The organism is Thermoanaerobacter ethanolicus JW 200 (genome assembly GCF_003722315.1).
In the GTDB taxonomy this organism is placed as follows: domain Bacteria; phylum Bacillota; class Thermoanaerobacteria; order Thermoanaerobacterales; family Thermoanaerobacteraceae; genus Thermoanaerobacter; species Thermoanaerobacter ethanolicus.
The window spans coordinates 1,176,350-1,192,532 of the sequence record NZ_CP033580.1 but is presented as its reverse complement, the minus strand read 5'-3'; the positions used below and the strand labels follow the sequence as shown (position 1 = coordinate 1,192,532).

The following is a 16,183-nucleotide window of genomic DNA, read 5'->3' as shown; positions in this document are numbered from 1 at the left end:
TTTCACCTCTTCTGGGGCATCACTTTTTGTTCCTGATAAGCACTTCGTCGATAATGCCGTAAGCTTTTGCCTCCTCCGCGTCCATGAAAAAGTCTCTTTCAGTATCAGCTTTTATCTTTTCAATAGGTTGCCCCGTATTTTCTGCTAATATTTTATCCAGCTTATCTCTTAATTTCAAAATCCTTTCTGCATGAATTTTTATGTCTGTAGCTTGGCCTTGCATTCCTCCTAAAGGTTGATGAATCATTATTTCACTGTTAGGAAGTGCAAACCTCTTTCCTTTTGCACCTGCTGCTAGTAAAAATGCAGCCATAGACGCAGCCATTCCAACGCACAAAGTCACTACATCTGGCTTTATATACTGCATGGTATCGTAAATTGCAAATCCTGCAGTTATTGAACCGCCTGGACTGTTTATATAAAGCCAAATGTCTTTGTCGGGGTCCTCAGCTTCCAAGAACAAAAGCTGAGCAATAACTAAACTTGCTGTAGTATCATTTATTTCTTCTCCTAAAAATACAATTCTGTCTTTCAAAAGGCGAGAAAATATATCGTAAGAACGTTCGCCTCTATTTGTCTGCTCTACAACAATAGGTACAAGACTCATAATAATCACTCCTCTTTACTTATTATTTTACACTCACTAAAAATAAAGTCAATCGTCTTATAATACGCTATATCTTCTTTTATGCCGTTTATCTGGCTTTCAGTCAAGCTTTTCTTGAATTCTTCCAGATTTATTCTGTAACTCTCTGCCATTTCCTTTAATCTGTTTTCTAATTCTTCCTCTGTAACTTGAATATTTTCCACTTTGGCAATTTTGTCTATGACAAGTTGAGTTTTTACTCTATTTAAAGCTCCATCCCACATCTCTTTTCTTAAATTTTCTAAGGTCTTCCCTGTAATTGATAAATAGCTATTTAAATCCAAACCTTGATATCTCAAATTATAATCTAAATCCCTCAAAGAAATATCTATTTGCCTTTCCACCATAACATCTGGTATATCAACTTTTGCATTTTCCACAACTTTCATTACTGCTTTTTCTTTCATCTCATTTTCTGCATCTAATCTATTTTTCTCTTCTAATTTCTTTCTTATGTCGGCTTTTAACTCTTCTAATGTCTCAAACTCACTTACATCTTTCGCAAACTCATCATCCAATTCAGGCAATTCCTTTTTATTTAAAGCCTTAAGAGTGACTTTAAAAACAGCCGATTTGCCTCTTAATTCTTCTACCCTATAATCTTCAGGGAAAGTTACACTTACATCAAAAGTGTCATTTACATTATGGCCTATTATTTGGTCTTCAAAGCCAGGAATAAAAGTATTGCTACCTAATTCTAATTCATAATTTTCCGCCTTGCCGCCTTCAAAAGGCTTGCCATCTATAAAGCCTTCAAAGTCTATTACAGCAATATCTCCACTTTCTGCTGCTCTTCCTTCAATAGGTATAATTCTCGCATTTTGCTGCCTTAATTTTTCTAATTCGTATTCTACATCCCCATCGTACACATCATACTCTATTTTTTCAATTTCTATGCCTTTATATTCACCTAACTCTACCTCAGGCATGACAGGTACAGTTGCTTCTAAAATCAAGTCTTTTCCTTTGCCGATTTGTAAAATGTTAATATCCGGATAATCTACTGGCTCTAAATCAAACGTTTTAAGAGCTTCCTTGTACACTTCGTCAAAAACATACTCTACAGCATCTTCGTAAAGGACACCTTCACCATAATATCTTTCTACAATAGCTCTTGGCGCTTTCCCTCTTCTAAAACCCGGTACATTAAATTTTGAAGCATTCTTTTTAAAAGCAAAATTTAAACCCTCTTCAAACTTTTCACTTGGTATTGTAAGTTCAATCGTCGCAATACTTTTCTCTAATTTTTTAAGACTCGCACCCATTAAGTAAATCCTCCTATTCTCTTTCTTTCGTATAAAGTCTTCTAAACTTATAATATTATAACATAAAAAAACGGTGAATCAAACTCAAGTTGTCATAATTTTATGCAAAAAAAATAATGCCTACTGCATTATTTTCCTGTCAAATATATATTTTTCTCCCTTAAATTTTTATTGGTGCGGGCAAAGGGACTTGAACCCCCACGGGTAACCCCACCAGATCCTAAGTCTGGCGCGTCTGCCAGTTCCGCCATGCCCGCATATTAAAATGGTGCGCCATTAGGGACTCGAACCCCAGCCCCGCTGATTAAGAGTTTACGCAAGACCATTTTATCAAAGTTTTTTTAATATGTCAAGAATGCTTCTAAGCCTTGATAAATAAGGATTTTATCTCCCACAGCATGCCCAAAACGGTTATTTACGTTTTTGAAGTAATCTAAGTCAAACTCGTTCAAGAGTTTTTGCAATTTCATCAATCATAAAATTTTCTCTTTTCTTTTAAAAAAAGTTTGTGTTACAGTATAAATTACAGCAGTCAAAAATATTGTTGTTATGGTGGGAGTTAGATACCATTTTAATAATGAAGTACCGTTATATACCATGTAATTATACGTAATAATTCCAATGATAGATGATACAACTGCAGGAATATTAAGGTACCCACTTTCTTCATATTTTAATATAAAGAAGCCTACAAAAACTACTGTGTATACTGGAATAAATACACTACCGATAGCATATAAAAAGTTTTGATATTTATCAATTGGGAATAAATATGCTGCTATGATACCTATCAGCGAATAAATTATTAATAGCTCTTTTTTACTGAGCCTTGTTTTAATAACTGCCATTGTAGATATCGCAGCAGAGTATACATCCATAAAAGTAGTCGTCACTGTTGATAAAAGTATTATTAGCAATGGTACAAACCCAGTTTTTATTGATGCAAAATATGAAATTATATCTTTTCCTTCCGTTTTCAATGAAACAAAAAGACCTATAAAATACATAAAACAGCTTGCAATAAAATAACCTAAAAATGTATATATAAAGCTAGATTTTCTATTTTCACTGTTGATCGTATAATCTCCTACTAAAGGCAGCCATGATACAGGCATAGCAACGGCAAGTTCGATTGCATCTACAAAACTTATATTACCTGTTGGTGTTAAAATTTTCCCGCCCTTTAAAAATACTACAACACCAATAGTCAATATAAACAACAATATTACTGCAATGTTATTTACCCAGTATGCTTCACTTTCAAAAAATAGTGACCATAATAAAACAGATGTGCCTACAAAAAGTATTCCTACACCAACAGACATACCAATGGCACCATTAAAAGCTTTTGCTGATTGTATAATCATGACTGCTGTCCATCCAATCAATTGTAGAATGTTTAGTGCTCCTAAAAAAATTGTACCTTTATTGCCCAAAACAACTTTTGTTGATTTTATTGCTGGCAACTTAAGGATGTATGACATAAGCCCCCCAAGCGAGAAAAATAATGTACCAATGATATGGCCTATTAAAATAGCCAACAAGCCTTTAGTTAAACCTAGAGGTGCAAATAGCGAACCTGTATAGATTTCAGCAATTGAGATTGCTGCACCTGCCCATATTAGAAAAAGGGTAAAATTTTTAATTTTCATGATTCACACCCGCCTTTCTAAAGTAAGTTTATGAGATAAATTTCTTATATTTTACTAAAACCAATACCACTACATATCCTATAACCGAGCCTATTGTACTGGAAAGCGAAAATGGAATGACAAACATAAAAGCCGCACCGGAACTTCCAAGTATATACTTAGCTATAGGATAAGAAAGCAAAGCCCCTATAATGCCTGTACCTATAACTTCTCCTATAGAGGCAAAATAAAATTTACGTGTAAATCTATAAAGATATCCAGCAATGAACGCACCAACCATTCCTCCTGGAAATGCCAAAAGCGATCCAACACCAAGGATGTTCCTCAAAAGTCCTATAATAAAAGCTACTTCTAACGCTCCCCAAGGGCCCAAAAAAACTGCTGAAATAACATTAATAGCATGTTGAACAGGTGTAACTTTGGCAGCACCTACACTAAACCATACATATTGAGAAGCAAAGGTGCCTATAGCAATAATAAGTGCCATAAAAGCCATACGATGTATTTTATTCATACTCCACCTTCTTATCTTTTTCTATTATCTCCGGCGTGAGATTATATATCTCATCAAAAAATGTCACTTTAAAACTGCCGGGCCCTTTGACATTGCTGCTTTGAGCGGCTCTTTCACCTGCTATTCCAAAAGCTACAAAAGCTTCTACTGTAGCTGCAAAATAATCTTCACATACTCCGCAGAAGCTCGCTACTACAGAGGTAAGCATACAACCTGTGCCAGTAACAGTGCCCATCATAGGATGCCCATTTTTTACATACGCAATTCTTTTTCCATCAGTAATTATGTCAGTAACACCTGACACTGCTACTACAACGTTGTACGCGTTTGCTAAATCTTTTGCAGCTTCAGAAATATCATCTGCTCCGCTTTGAGATTCTACACCGCGTATCTTCCCACCTTTGCCTGCAAGTATTGAAATCTCAGCACTATTCCCTTTTATCACAGAAATTTTTACCTCTTCTAATATCTTTTTTGAGCTTTGTGTCCTAAGCTTCGTAGCTCCCGCTCCAACAGGGTCTAATATAACTGGTACTTTAAGTCTATTTGCAGCCTTTCCTGCCTTTATCATCGCTTCTACTTGTTCATTTGTAAGAGTGCCTATATTTAAAACTAAAGCATCTGCTGCACTTACCATTTCTTCTACTTCTTCCAAGGCATGTGCCATGACTGGCAATGCTCCTATAGCCAGTGTTATATTAGCACAATCATTGACAGTAACTATATTTGTAATATGGTGAACTAAAGGTTTTTTCTCTCTTAAAATTTTCAACAATTCTTTTTTCATTTCAAATTCCTCCTATCGTTTATCGCTTTTGCTATAACCTCCAAAAGTTTTCTTGTATTGTTTTCTATATCCCCATAAAACACAGCTGAAACTGAAGATATCCCGTCTACTCCCGACTTTAACATGACTTCATAAGCATTATCTTTTGTTATACCTCCTATTGCAACTACGGGAATAGTGACTGCCTCTTTTATCTTTTTCAGCCCTTCTATTCCAATAGCTTCCGCCTCCGGCTTTGTAGGAGTCTTAAACACCGCTCCCACTCCTAAATAATCCGCTCCATCTCTTTGTGCTTTTAAAGCTTCTTCCACTGTCCTCGCTGATACCCCTACTATTTTATCATGACCTATTACTTTTCTTACAACATCTGCCGGCAAATCCTCCTGTCCAACGTGAACTCCATCTGCATCTACTGCCAAAGCTATATCCACTCTGTCGTTAATAATGAGAGGGATTCTATTTCTTTTTGTCACTTCTTTAACTTTGAGAGCAATTTCATAAAATTCCCTACTTGATATGTCTTTTTCTCTCAGTTGAATTACTGTTGCACCGCCTTTTATTGCTAATTCTACTGCGTCAGCAATATCCATATCCTTTATGTAAGACCTATCCGTTATAGCATAAAGGGTTAAGTCCATATCTCACACCTTCCTTATTTCTATATTCCAAAAATGGTTAGTGGGACCTACTCCATGCCCTATGGCCAACGAATGTTTTATAGCCCCTGTAATGTATGACTTCGCTCTTTTTATTGACTCAACTAAATCATAGCCTAAAGCGATATTGGCAGCTATAGCTGAGGAAAATGTGCAGCCTGTACCATGCGTGTTTTTAGTATCGATTCTCTCTGATGTAATTTCATAAAACTCTTTTCCATCGAAAAATACATCTAAAGCATCTCCTGTAAGATGTCCACCTTTTACCACCACTGTTTTTGCACCAAAATCTAAAATTCTTTTAGCTGCCTCTTTCATGTCATACACACTTTTGATTTCCCTTCCAATTAGCTCTCCTGCCTCCATAAGATTTGGCGTAACTACAAGGCTTAAAGGAATCAGTTCCTCTTTCAAAGCCTCCACTGCTTCCGGCTTCAATAAATAGCTTCCACTTTTTGAAATCATAACAGGGTCCAACACAATATTTTTTACATTGTAATCTTTTAACCCTTTTGCAACCATTTTAATTATGTCTTCATTAGACACCATACCTATCTTCACTGCATCTGGATATAAATCCTCAAAAATTGTCTTCATCTGCAAATACACCATATCAGGACTTATATCCTCAATTCCCAAAACCCCCATTGTATTTTGCGCTGTTATTGAAGTAATGACACTCATGCCGTATACTCCATGGGCTGAAAAAGTCTTTAAATCTGCCTGTATACCTGCTCCTCCCCCAGAGTCAGAGCCGGCAATAGTAAGGGCTAATTTCATAAAAACACCTCCAAATAATAAAATAAGCCCACCTGTGAGGTGAGCATTTTTACAAATGTTTTAAAAAGCATGCTTCCCTACGCAGGCATTACCCTGACAGGTTCAAAGGGTCGGGAACGAATCCCCTCTCAGCCACTTTTTGGCTCCCCTAGCACTTGTCATATTTAGTTTTAAGTAAATTGCTTAAACTAATTATACCACAAACGCAAAAGAATTCAACAATTATTTTGAAAATGATATCAATATTTAATGAGTTAAGTTATAAATTCCCCTTTTTCTGATAAAATTTAAGTGTTAACAAAAAAACATAAAATTACTGCCCTTAGCTCATTTTTGTAAGCTAAGGGCTCTCCTCAATTTCTCAGTCTTCATTTCTTATTTATCAAAAAGATATCCTATTTGAACTTGTTGTGCTATTGTTTGTCCTTCGCTGTCTGCAAAGATTAAAATTTCTTTGCCTTCAACATGGTTAAAATAATAACTATACTGTTCTTGTTCATTGCCTATTGTCTATCTGCTTGCTGTGAAATTTTTAAATTAAATTTTAGAAAGATTCTTCATAAATCTTGGCAATAACAGCTTCAGTTGCTTCCACTGGTGCATTAGAAAGCAATCCGTCCAGAGAAGGCGTAGTTTTAGCAAGCCTTACCAGAGTCGGAATATCCTCTTTTGTGAATCCAAAGTCCGAAAGTTTTTGGGTGCATCCTACCTTAAAGAGCCATTCTTCAACCTTTTTAGCTACATATTCTGCTTCAGCAGGCAGACCTTTTAGCCCAGGCACTATAGGACTATATACTTCAGCCAGAACTTCTGCAACAGATGGATAAATAGCCTTTACCACCGCAGGCAGTATAGCACCAAGTCCAAGACCATGAGCTATCTCGGGTTTTACTGCACTCAGAGGATGCTCTAGCGCATGGGTAAGGTGCAAAAGGCCATTGTCAAAAGAAATACCAGCTAAAGCAGAAGCGTAAAGCAAATAGTATCTGGCCACAAGGTTTTCAGGGTCATTTACAGCAGCGGGTAGGTAACGAACTATCAGCCTCACTGTTTCTTTTGCCATTAGGACGCTGTAAGGTGACGCTACAAGAGTGGTAGCAGCTTCGGTAACGTGGTTTAAAGCATCTATAGTAACCGCTATTGTCTGTTTTTTGTCAAGCTTTGTCATAAGGGAAGGGTCATCTATGGCATACATAGGATACAGGCAATCATAAGCAATTGCAGGCTTATAATTTTTTTCTGGGATTGTAGCCACCGCAAATCTGTCTACTTCGGTACCAGTACCATGAGTAAGGTTTATAGCTATAATAGGAGCAGCTTTTTCAGGTATGAATTTCTGTTCATAAAGTTCTCTTGCATTTTTATCAGTGTATTCCAGCAGTACAGCCACACTTTTCGCGGTATCTATAGGGCTGCCACCGCCAATGCCGATAACAGCTTTTGCCCCGGTTTCCCGGCCGATTTTGGCCGCCTCATCGATCATGTCAACAGTAGGATTGGGCCCAACTTTGTCATAAAGTGAATATTTGAATCCGAGTGTCTCAAGAGCCGGTTTTACCACATCCCAGGCCCCACTGGCTTTATAGGAACCTTTACCGGTTACAAGAATGACATTGTTGATACCTTTGTTTTTAAGAACTTCTAGAATATCTTTTATCTTTTTTATACTACCTATTCCAAAATAAGTCGTGTTTTTGCAGCGAAGTTCAAAAACCTTATTTGGATTTATTTTTGTTTCCCACACTTTAATTACCTCCTATTGTTAAATTTATAACAATCTCTGTATACAATTATAGCACTATCTTAGAAAATGGTCAACTCCAAGTTATAACATCTATTCTTATCTATTGCCTTTATTGCCCCATTTATAAATCCTTATAGTATAGTAAGTAACTATATTTACTTATTCTTTCTTTAAAGAAGTATGAAAGGATTCTATACATGCATTATCATAAGGACATCCTTTACTGCTAAATGAATGTTAATAATCGGCGTATACTAATAATATTAAAAGTCATGGGCTTGAAATTATCAAGCTTCCCTGACTTTTAACATATTTTTGTCTCACGTTTGCTAGTCTACAATTACAGTAGCTGTACCAGTGGATTTATGTCAATATGGTAGACACAAAAACTCGAAATTTTTATGCAGATTTTTTAATCAAATCCTCAAATTGTTGCGGAGTCATATACCCTATACTGCTATGTAGTCTTTTTCTATTATACCAAGCTTCAACTCTACTATAGTGTTTTTGAACTCTTCACTATATTTTCTTTGACCTCTTGGCATTTTGTGACACTTTCTCTCTTTATATTTTTATTTTAACCTGTTCGAGTTAAAGTATCTACAATAATATAATAACACCATATCACAACATTAAAGTAATGTGAATGGATATATTGACGATAACAAATATATTTTAAAAACATCTTTTCTTTTAGAGCATTAAATGTTAAACTCATATCGTAAAGGTTTCTCCTTCTATCAATGTTTTTAGCTTTAACAACTAATATTAGAGAAATACGGTACTTTCACGCATATTTTAAAAAATTACTCATTTTTATTTAGCCACAAAAAACTTTGCTATCTTTTTAATAATTTTATTTGCCAATTTGAAGTTTAAATTTATTGAGGTAGGTGAACTTTTTGTTAGAACTAATAAAAAAAGCTGAAGAAACACACACTCTCTCAAAGAATGAAATAGTTGAGCTTTTAAAGGACGATCAATATAACGATGAATTATTTAAAGCCGCAGATAGAGTAAGAAAAAAATATGTGGGAGATGAAGTGCATTTAAGAGGACTTATTGAATTTTCTAATATATGTAAGCAAAATTGCTTATATTGTGGTCTAAGAAGAGATAACAAAAATATAAAACGTTATAGATTAAAGCCAGAACAGATAATTAATTTTGCCAAAAATGCCCGCAATTTAGGATATAGAACTGTAGTATTGCAGTCTGGCGAAGATGATTTTTTCAATGTTGAAAGGATGACTAAAATCATAAAATCCATAAAACAACTCGATATTGCAATAACTCTAAGTATAGGCGAAAAAACAAGAGAAGAATATAAGGCATATAAAGAAGCTGGAGCAGATAGATATTTGTTAAGAATAGAAACAACGGATAAAGAACTTTATGAAAAACTCGATCCTAATATGAGTCATGAAAATAGAAAAAGGTGTCTTAAAGATTTAAAAGAATTAGGTTACGAAGTTGGAACTGGATGTCTCATAGGACTTCCTGGACAAACTATAGAATCCATTGCAGATGACATTCTATTTTTTAAAGAAATTGATGCTGATATGATAGGGGTTGGTCCATTTATCCCGAATCCCGATACACCATTAAAAAATGAAAAGGGAGGCACATTTGAACTCAGTTTAAAAGTTATGGCCATAACAAGGCTTTTGATGCCTGATATTAATATTCCGGCAACTACAGCAATGGAAACCCTAAATGTTAATGGAAGGTTGATAGCACTTCGTAGTGGAGCAAATGTTGTAATGCCAAATGTTACAGAAGGGGAATACAGAAAATTGTACGCATTATATCCAGGCAAAATCTGTATAAATGACACTCCCGCCCATTGCTTTAGCTGTATTACTGGTAAAATAAATAGCATAGGCAGACCAATTGCAAAAGATTATGGCTATAGGAAAAAGGTCATGTCAAAAAAGTAAGGGACGGGGTCTTCCCCGTCTTTTATGCATACATATTTCCATAGGGTCTTTTGCCTATCGGATGCAATTTGACAAAAGAATGATTCATAATCTTTTGAAAATCATAATCAAAATATTGACAAAAATTTTCAACATACTTTTGGATAAACGCGTAATCTTTGTCATCTATCTTTTCTTTAATAACTTCTTTTCCAAGTTTATAGTCTTCTACATCTCCTCTCAAATATATAACTCCTCCATGCATACCTGTACCACAATATTCTCCAACTATATTTTCATCATTTTTCAAGTTTAGCACAATCATACATCCACCTGCCATATATTCACCAAAGAAATCTCCTGCACTTCCTCCAATAACTATTACGGGAACTTTATCTTTGTATTCTTTCATGTGTATGCCAACTCTATAACCAACACTATCTTTTATATAGATAGATCCACCCCTCATTCCGTAACCAACGACATCACCTGCATGTCCATGTATAATAATATTCCCATCGTTCATTGTATTTCCTATTGCATCCTGTCCATTACCAAAAACTTCTATTGTAAGGCCGTCCATAAAAGCCGCCATGTCATTGCCAGGTGTACCTTCGATATTTATTTTTGTAGTCCCAGATAAATTATCTCCTATATATCGCTGACCATTGACATTTTTTAAATTAATTATGTCTTCACCTGAACGAACTAACTCTTTAATTATTTCATTAAGGTCTCTATAATAAATTCCTGACGCATTTATGGTTTTCATCGTACCACCTCCAGGTCAAGCATTTTTGCCTTTCTTAATTCTTTTGGCAAATATATAAATCCAAAATCATCATTTAAAAGATATTTCTTAAATGGAGTTATATCCGTTTCATTTTTTATAAACCCAGTAAATAATCCAGCCCTATCAATATCATTAATTAATATAAATCCTACTAACCTATTTTCTTTTACCACAAATTTTTTATAAGACCTCCTGTTATGATCAATTTTAGAGATAATCTCAAATTCCTCCTGTTGTGGATTTGTTATACCAGCTGTTATCATATTTGTATTTTTATAACCTATTGAGTTCATAGGGAAAATCCCTTTAAAACTTTTATTTATGCCAATCATGCTAAGCCCTGCAATTTCCCCTTGCATGTATGCATTTGGCCATATTGGCACAACCCTATTTGACTCAACAAGCATATCATAACCTTCGGCTACATCTCCTGCTGCATACACATCTTCAACGCTTGTTTTCATAGTGTTATCTACTAAAATACCACGGTTTATAGAAATTGATGTGTTTTTTACAACATCAACGTTTGGCACAACGCCTATCGCGATAATAAGATTGTCGGCTTCTAATTCCTGCCCATTTTTGAGCAAAACCCCTTTAACATATTCATCTCCTATGATTTTATCCACTGTTGTTCCCGTAATTATTTTTATGCCGTCATTCTGAAGACTTTGAGATACCAAAGATGCTCCTTCTGTATCAAGAATTGTACTTAAAATTCTATCGGCAAGTTCAACTATTGTTACATCTACCCCTAAATGGTGAAGACCTTCTGCTGCTTTGAAACCGATGAGACCACCCCCTACAATTACAGCTTTTGAACCCGGCTTGGCAGCTTCCTTTAATTTTTTAGCATCGTCCATTTTAATAAAAGTATGAACATTTTTTTTGTTTAATCCTTCTACTGGAGGTATTATAGGTTTCCCGCCCGTTGCAATGAGAAGTTTGTCAAAACTTATGCTATCCCCGTTTTCAAGATACACTTCTTTTTTTCTTTCATCAATAGAAACAACTTTAATACCAAATATAGTTTCTACTTTATTTTTGCGATAAAAATCTTTCTCTCTATATATCATTTTGTTCTCAGACACTAAATTCCCAAGATAATAAGATATAAGGGGCCTTGAATACACGTGATATGTTTCATCCGAAATAACAACTATTTCAGAACTTGTATCATATTTTCTTATTGCCTCTACTGCACCTACCATCGCAACAGAATTACCAATTATTACTATTCTCATGCAGAAATGCCTCCTTCACTATAGACAAGTGCCTCATTAGGACAATTCTTGACACAAGCCGGCTCTCCCGCTTCAGCACATAAGTCACATTTTGATGCAACCTTATTATTTACATCTCTTATAATTGCACCAAACTCACACACAAGCACGCAAGTCCAGCATCCAACACATTTATCTGTATCACAAATTACAACACCAGTTGACGGATCCTTTTGCATCGCTCCTGTAATACATGATTTAACACATGGAGCGTCATTGCAATGCCGACACTGGAGTGAAAAAGATACGGGTTTATTTTCTTCTATGACAATTCGTGGTGTCGGCCTCTGGGTTTCCAACTTAAATGCTTTTAAAACATCTTTATACTTTGAATGAGATGTAATACAGTATACTTCACATAATCTACATCCAACACACACTTCTTCTTTCACATAAACCTTTTTCACAAATATACCTCCTATTCGCCGGCAGCAAGAATGCCAAGTATATCAAGTTCCTTTTGTGTCATTCCTATGCCACGAAGCATTAACCTATTGCCTTTAAGACTTTCAATATCATTTATACCCATTCCACCAAGCATCTCTTTTATTTCATGACTCCATGCTTGAACAAGGTTAACAAGACGTTTATATCCGATTTCTGGGTTTAATCTTTTAACAAGGTTAGGATCTTGAGTAGCAATTCCCCAATTGCATTTACCAGTATGGCATTTTTGGCACATATGACATCCCAAAGCAATCAAAGCAGCTGTTGCAATGTAAACAGCATCTGCACCAAGAGCTATTGCTTTGACTATGTCTGCACTGTTTCTAATACTACCCGCTGCAACTAAAGATATTGTATGTCTTATACCTTCAGAACGGAGTCTTGCATCTACAGCAGCTATTGCAAATTCAATTGGAATTCCTACGTTATCCCTTATTCTCTTTGGAGCAGCCCCTGTACCGCCTCTAAATCCGTCTATTGCTATATAATCTGCTCCAGCTCTTGCTATTCCCGAAGCTATTGCCGCCACATTATTGACTGCTGCAATTTTAACACCAACAGGTTTTTGATAATCGGTAGCTTCCTTCAATGAATATATTAATTGCGCAAGGTCTTCAATTGAATAGATATCGTGATGCGGTGCAGGAGATATAGCATCACTTCCAGCTGGTATCATCCTTGTTGCCGAGATGTCCTCACTCACCTTTTCACCGGGTAGATGACCACCTATCCCAGGCTTTGCACCCTGACCAATTTTTATTTCAATAGCCGCCGCAGTATTAAGGTATTCTCTATCAACACCAAAACGTCCTGATGCTACCTGTACAATTGTGTTTTTGCCATATTTCCGGAAGTCCTTATGAAGCCCCCCTTCACCAGTATTATAAAGTATCCCAAGCTCTTCAGCAGCTCTTGCCAAAGCTGCGTGAGCATTGTAACTTATTGAACCATAAGACATTGCTGAAAACATTATTGGTGTCTCAAGTTTGAGTTGTGGAGGCATTTTTGTTTTAACATTAAGGTTTTCGTCTATTTCTATCTTGTCAGGCTTCCTACCTATATATACCCTTAACTCCATAGGTTCTCTTAGCGGGTCTATAGAGGGGTTTGTAACTTGGCTTGCATTTATAACCATTTTATCCCAATATACAGGATAAGGCCTATCATTTCCCATGGATGACAGAAGAACTCCACCTGTTTCTGCCTGTCTGTATATATCTCTTATAGCATCGTAAGTCCAATTGGCATGTTCTTTAAATGTTTGAGGATGTTTAATAATTGTAAGAGCTTGTGTTGGACACAATACGACACATCTTTGACAATTTACACAATTCATATCATTTGAAATCATTTTATCTAGATGTTCATCATAACTGTGAACTTCAAATGAACACTGTCTCATACAAACCTTACAGTTAATGCATTTATCGTAATCTCTGAGTACTTTAAATTCTGGAGTAAGGTAGCTTAAACTCATGCAGTAACCTCCTTTGTAGAATACATTTCTTTTTCGTTGTCACGTATGAGCTCAGCTATAACAGGTTCTCCACCTCTAGGAATCCATACGCTTTCAGGATTTTTGCATACTTGCCTTATTGCTGACTCTTCGCTGGCTACATATATCATATCGCCTTTTTTTGCAGCAGTAAGTGGCCTTAGTTTAATCCTATCGTTTATTGCCACAAAGCCATCTTCATATGCTATTATCATTGAAAATGGACCATTTAGGAGTGCTCTCCCATAAATTATTTTCAGGTTAGTGTATAAAATTTTTTCTTTTGGTGACATCCTTTCAACCTGCTTCCACAAAGGCGATGCAACTACTTTGCATGCAAGTTCTATTGGTAAACCATGTCTTCTTAATAGAAGATCGAAAATGTATGCCGCAACTTCTGTATCAGTTTGCAAGGTGCAAATATATCCAAACTCTTCTAAATATTTACGATTAGTATCGTACGAAGAAAGCTCGCCATTGTGAACAACAGAGATATTTAACAGATTAAAAGGATGTGCACCACCCCACCATCCTGGTGTATTCGTTGGAAATCTACCGTGAGCCAACCACATATATCCTTTGTAAGATTCCAATTTATAAAAATTTGCAACATCTTCTGGGTAACCTACTGCTTTAAATACTCCCATATTTTTCCCGCTAGAAAAAACATATGCGCCTGGTATGTTACTGTTTATATTAAATACAAATTTAATTGTAAATTCATTTTCATCCAGTTCTGATAATTTCAATTTCTCTGGCCTTGGTATAGCAAAATATCTGTAAATTAATGGTGCATTTTTAATATGTGCCGTTTTTCGTGTGGGTATTTTTTCTTCTAAAGCGACTATATAATTTGCTTTTAAAATATTCTCTGTTTCCTGTTTAGCTATCAAATCATCATAAAACATATGAAATGCAAAGTAATCTTTAAAATCAGGATAAATGCCATATGCAGCAAAACCACCTCCAAGACCATTTGATCTATCATGCATTGTCGCGATGGAATCTGCTATAGATTGCCCCGAAAATAGACGACCAGTGCGATCAATTATGCCACTTATAGCACATCCCGAAGGTATTCTTACATAACCTTCCTTCAACATTTTATAACCCCCTTAAAAAATTTTTATATGCAATATTTTTTTTGAAAGTTGCATCAAGCGAAAATGTTTACTGTTTAAAATTGTCCTCAAATTGTGGCAAAATGCTTATCACTCCTAAATTACGAGTGTTATGTTAATTATAATATATTTTATTAATTTTGCAATATGTTAATATGAAAAATTCATAAATTATTTTTAGGTTAATTCTTCACTTAAATGTAGTGGGCAAAAAAAAAAACAGTTAGATACTTTAACATCATAGGTAACTTATATGTAGAATGACAACACCCCCACTTTCTACGCATAAAAAGTGGGGGTGCTTTTTTATATCTGCAATGCTCTTTCTATTGTTCTCGTTCTTCTCCCTAAACATCCAAAAGTCGGCAAAAATTCGCCCAAAAACGGGAAAAAACTTCCTGATTCTTTTCCCACAGCCTTTTTGTCTCCTCTTTAAGTTGAGCCACTGCTCCTGGTCCAGCAAACTCTATAAGTTCTTCTTGATAAATCTCAGTCCAATAACTAACGATTATAGGTGTAACTTCTGGGTGAAATTGTAAAGCCCAGGCACAATCCTGATAAGCAAAAGCCTGGTTAGTACAAGTATCACCTTCTGCAAGGAGAAGAGCCCCTTCAGGCAGTTCAAAAGTATCTCCATGCCATTGAAAAGCCCAAAACTCTTCTGGCAAATCCTGAAAAAGAAAGGCCTTTTCCCCTGCTTCTGTCAAATGTATTTTATACCACCCAATTTCTTTTACCGGGTTAGGTTTAACTGTTGCTCCCAACGCCCTGGCAATAAGCTGTCCTCCCAAACATATTCCTAATACTGGTATTCGTCTTTCTATCGCATCGCGTATAAGTTCTTGTACTTGATAAAGATATGGGTACTTTTCTTCTTCGTATGCTCCCATTGGACCTCCCAATATTATCACAGCATTATAGTCAGCCACCGTTTTAGGTAAAATAGCTCCAGGTTGATTCATTACGCGAATATCTAACTTCCATCCTTTCTTCGAAAAAATTTCAGCTATAAGACCTGGTCCTTCCTGAGTTACATGTTGGATGATTAAAACTTGCATTATCTCATCTCCTTTGCTAAACA

At 35.7% G+C, this 16,183-nt stretch carries 16 protein-coding genes, 1 tRNA gene, 1 pseudogene and 1 riboswitch; of the genes and pseudogenes, 1 reads left to right on the top strand and 17 read right to left on the bottom strand.

What is annotated here, in order from left to right; translation table 11 throughout:
* Positions 1 to 19: 19 nt before the first annotated feature.
* The 11 genes and pseudogenes from clpP to EB239_RS15210 all read right to left on the bottom strand — a co-directional run.
* Positions 20 to 607 carry an ATP-dependent Clp endopeptidase proteolytic subunit ClpP gene (clpP, locus tag EB239_RS05890; protein WP_003870583.1) on the bottom strand — a complete coding sequence of 196 codons (588 nt, stop codon included), beginning with the start codon at positions 605 to 607 and terminating at the stop codon, positions 20 to 22.
* 5 nt (positions 608 to 612) lie between these two features.
* Complete coding sequence (gene tig, locus EB239_RS05885; RefSeq protein ID WP_003870582.1) at positions 613 to 1,911, bottom strand: trigger factor; 1,299 nt, start codon at positions 1,909 to 1,911, stop codon at positions 613 to 615.
* A gap of 172 nt (positions 1,912 to 2,083) precedes the next feature.
* Positions 2,084 to 2,168: transfer RNA gene (locus EB239_RS05880), tRNA-Leu, on the bottom strand.
* Between the two features lie 84 nt (positions 2,169 to 2,252).
* Positions 2,253 to 2,381 carry a diguanylate cyclase domain-containing protein gene (locus EB239_RS15215; protein ID WP_129545107.1) on the bottom strand — a complete coding sequence of 43 codons (129 nt, stop codon included), beginning with the start codon at positions 2,379 to 2,381 and terminating at the stop codon, positions 2,253 to 2,255.
* A 3-nt stretch (positions 2,382 to 2,384) separates the two neighbouring features.
* Entirely contained in the window at positions 2,385 to 3,563 is a 1,179-nt protein-coding gene (gene cytX, locus EB239_RS05870) for a putative hydroxymethylpyrimidine transporter CytX (protein ID WP_003870581.1), read from the bottom strand.
* A gap of 28 nt (positions 3,564 to 3,591) precedes the next feature.
* Entirely contained in the window at positions 3,592 to 4,077 is a 486-nt protein-coding gene (gene thiW, locus EB239_RS05865; RefSeq protein ID WP_003870580.1) for an energy coupling factor transporter S component ThiW, read from the bottom strand.
* Positions 4,070 to 4,864, bottom strand: a complete 795-nt coding sequence (gene thiM / locus EB239_RS05860) for a hydroxyethylthiazole kinase (RefSeq protein ID WP_003870579.1) — start codon at positions 4,862 to 4,864, stop codon at positions 4,070 to 4,072. The genes thiW and thiM overlap by 8 nt, the downstream gene beginning before the upstream one ends.
* On the bottom strand, positions 4,861 to 5,502 hold the full coding sequence (gene thiE / locus EB239_RS05855) for a thiamine phosphate synthase (RefSeq protein ID WP_003870578.1): 642 nt from the start codon (positions 5,500 to 5,502) through the stop codon (positions 4,861 to 4,863). The genes thiM and thiE overlap by 4 nt, the downstream gene beginning before the upstream one ends.
* Before the next feature lie 3 nt (positions 5,503 to 5,505).
* The gene (gene thiD / locus EB239_RS05850; RefSeq protein WP_003870577.1) at positions 5,506 to 6,300 is read right to left on the bottom strand and encodes a bifunctional hydroxymethylpyrimidine kinase/phosphomethylpyrimidine kinase; all 795 of its coding nucleotides are present in this window, start codon (positions 6,298 to 6,300) and stop codon (positions 5,506 to 5,508) included.
* 57 nt (positions 6,301 to 6,357) lie between these two features.
* Positions 6,358 to 6,460, bottom strand: a riboswitch (TPP riboswitch).
* Positions 6,461 to 6,844: 384 nt separating this feature from the next.
* Positions 6,845 to 8,044: an iron-containing alcohol dehydrogenase gene (locus tag EB239_RS05845; protein WP_003868162.1), complete on the bottom strand. Its 1,200-nt coding sequence runs from the start codon at positions 8,042 to 8,044 to the stop codon at positions 6,845 to 6,847.
* Between the two features lie 399 nt (positions 8,045 to 8,443).
* Positions 8,444 to 8,500, bottom strand: a pseudogene (locus tag EB239_RS15210) (hypothetical protein); the annotation flags it as partial.
* Positions 8,501 to 8,946: 446 nt separating this feature from the next.
* On the opposite strand from EB239_RS15210, the gene hydE reads away from it, so the two are divergent.
* Positions 8,947 to 9,984: a [FeFe] hydrogenase H-cluster radical SAM maturase HydE gene (hydE, locus tag EB239_RS05840; RefSeq protein WP_003870576.1), complete on the top strand. Its 1,038-nt coding sequence runs from the start codon at positions 8,947 to 8,949 to the stop codon at positions 9,982 to 9,984.
* A gap of 22 nt (positions 9,985 to 10,006) precedes the next feature.
* On the opposite strand, the gene EB239_RS05835 is transcribed toward hydE, so the two are convergent.
* From EB239_RS05835 to EB239_RS05810, 6 genes are all read right to left on the bottom strand, one after another.
* Positions 10,007 to 10,735: a GltB/FmdC/FwdC-like GXGXG domain-containing protein gene (locus EB239_RS05835; protein WP_003870575.1), complete on the bottom strand. Its 729-nt coding sequence runs from the start codon at positions 10,733 to 10,735 to the stop codon at positions 10,007 to 10,009.
* On the bottom strand, positions 10,732 to 12,000 hold the full coding sequence (locus tag EB239_RS05830; RefSeq protein ID WP_003870574.1) for an NAD(P)/FAD-dependent oxidoreductase: 1,269 nt from the start codon (positions 11,998 to 12,000) through the stop codon (positions 10,732 to 10,734). The genes EB239_RS05835 and EB239_RS05830 overlap by 4 nt, the downstream gene beginning before the upstream one ends.
* Complete coding sequence (locus EB239_RS05825; RefSeq protein ID WP_003870573.1) at positions 11,997 to 12,446, bottom strand: 4Fe-4S dicluster domain-containing protein; 450 nt, start codon at positions 12,444 to 12,446, stop codon at positions 11,997 to 11,999. Before EB239_RS05825 ends, EB239_RS05830 begins: the two co-directional genes overlap by 4 nt.
* Positions 12,447 to 12,457: 11 nt before the next feature.
* A complete protein-coding gene (locus EB239_RS05820; RefSeq protein WP_003870572.1) occupies positions 12,458 to 13,963 on the bottom strand; it encodes a glutamate synthase-related protein in 1,506 nt (501 codons plus the stop codon).
* Positions 13,960 to 15,084, bottom strand: coding sequence for a class II glutamine amidotransferase (locus EB239_RS05815; protein WP_003870571.1), 1,125 nt, complete (start codon positions 15,082 to 15,084; stop codon positions 13,960 to 13,962). Before EB239_RS05815 ends, EB239_RS05820 begins: the two co-directional genes overlap by 4 nt.
* 365 nt (positions 15,085 to 15,449) lie before the next feature.
* Positions 15,450 to 16,160, bottom strand: coding sequence for a type 1 glutamine amidotransferase (locus EB239_RS05810; protein WP_003870570.1), 711 nt, complete (start codon positions 16,158 to 16,160; stop codon positions 15,450 to 15,452).
* Positions 16,161 to 16,183: the final 23 nt, after the last annotated feature.

Coding starts and splice junctions, on each gene's coding strand:
- clpP (WP_003870583.1), bottom strand. CDS start 607: ATGAGTCTTGTACCTATTGTTGTAGAGCAGACAAATAGAGGCGAACGT.
- tig (WP_003870582.1), bottom strand. CDS start 1,911: ATGGGTGCGAGTCTTAAAAAATTAGAGAAAAGTATTGCGACGATTGAA.
- EB239_RS15215 (WP_129545107.1), bottom strand. CDS start 2,381: ATGAAATTGCAAAAACTCTTGAACGAGTTTGACTTAGATTACTTCAAA.
- cytX (WP_003870581.1), bottom strand. CDS start 3,563: ATGAAAATTAAAAATTTTACCCTTTTTCTAATATGGGCAGGTGCAGCA.
- thiW (WP_003870580.1), bottom strand. CDS start 4,077: ATGAATAAAATACATCGTATGGCTTTTATGGCACTTATTATTGCTATA.
- thiM (WP_003870579.1), bottom strand. CDS start 4,864: ATGAAAAAAGAATTGTTGAAAATTTTAAGAGAGAAAAAACCTTTAGTT.
- thiE (WP_003870578.1), bottom strand. CDS start 5,502: ATGGACTTAACCCTTTATGCTATAACGGATAGGTCTTACATAAAGGAT.
- thiD (WP_003870577.1), bottom strand. CDS start 6,300: ATGAAATTAGCCCTTACTATTGCCGGCTCTGACTCTGGGGGAGGAGCA.
- EB239_RS05835 (WP_003870575.1), bottom strand. CDS start 10,735: ATGAAAACCATAAATGCGTCAGGAATTTATTATAGAGACCTTAATGAA.
- EB239_RS05830 (WP_003870574.1), bottom strand. CDS start 12,000: ATGAGAATAGTAATAATTGGTAATTCTGTTGCGATGGTAGGTGCAGTA.
- EB239_RS05820 (WP_003870572.1), bottom strand. CDS start 13,963: ATGAGTTTAAGCTACCTTACTCCAGAATTTAAAGTACTCAGAGATTAC.
- EB239_RS05815 (WP_003870571.1), bottom strand. CDS start 15,084: ATGTTGAAGGAAGGTTATGTAAGAATACCTTCGGGATGTGCTATAAGT.
- EB239_RS05810 (WP_003870570.1), bottom strand. CDS start 16,160: ATGCAAGTTTTAATCATCCAACATGTAACTCAGGAAGGACCAGGTCTT.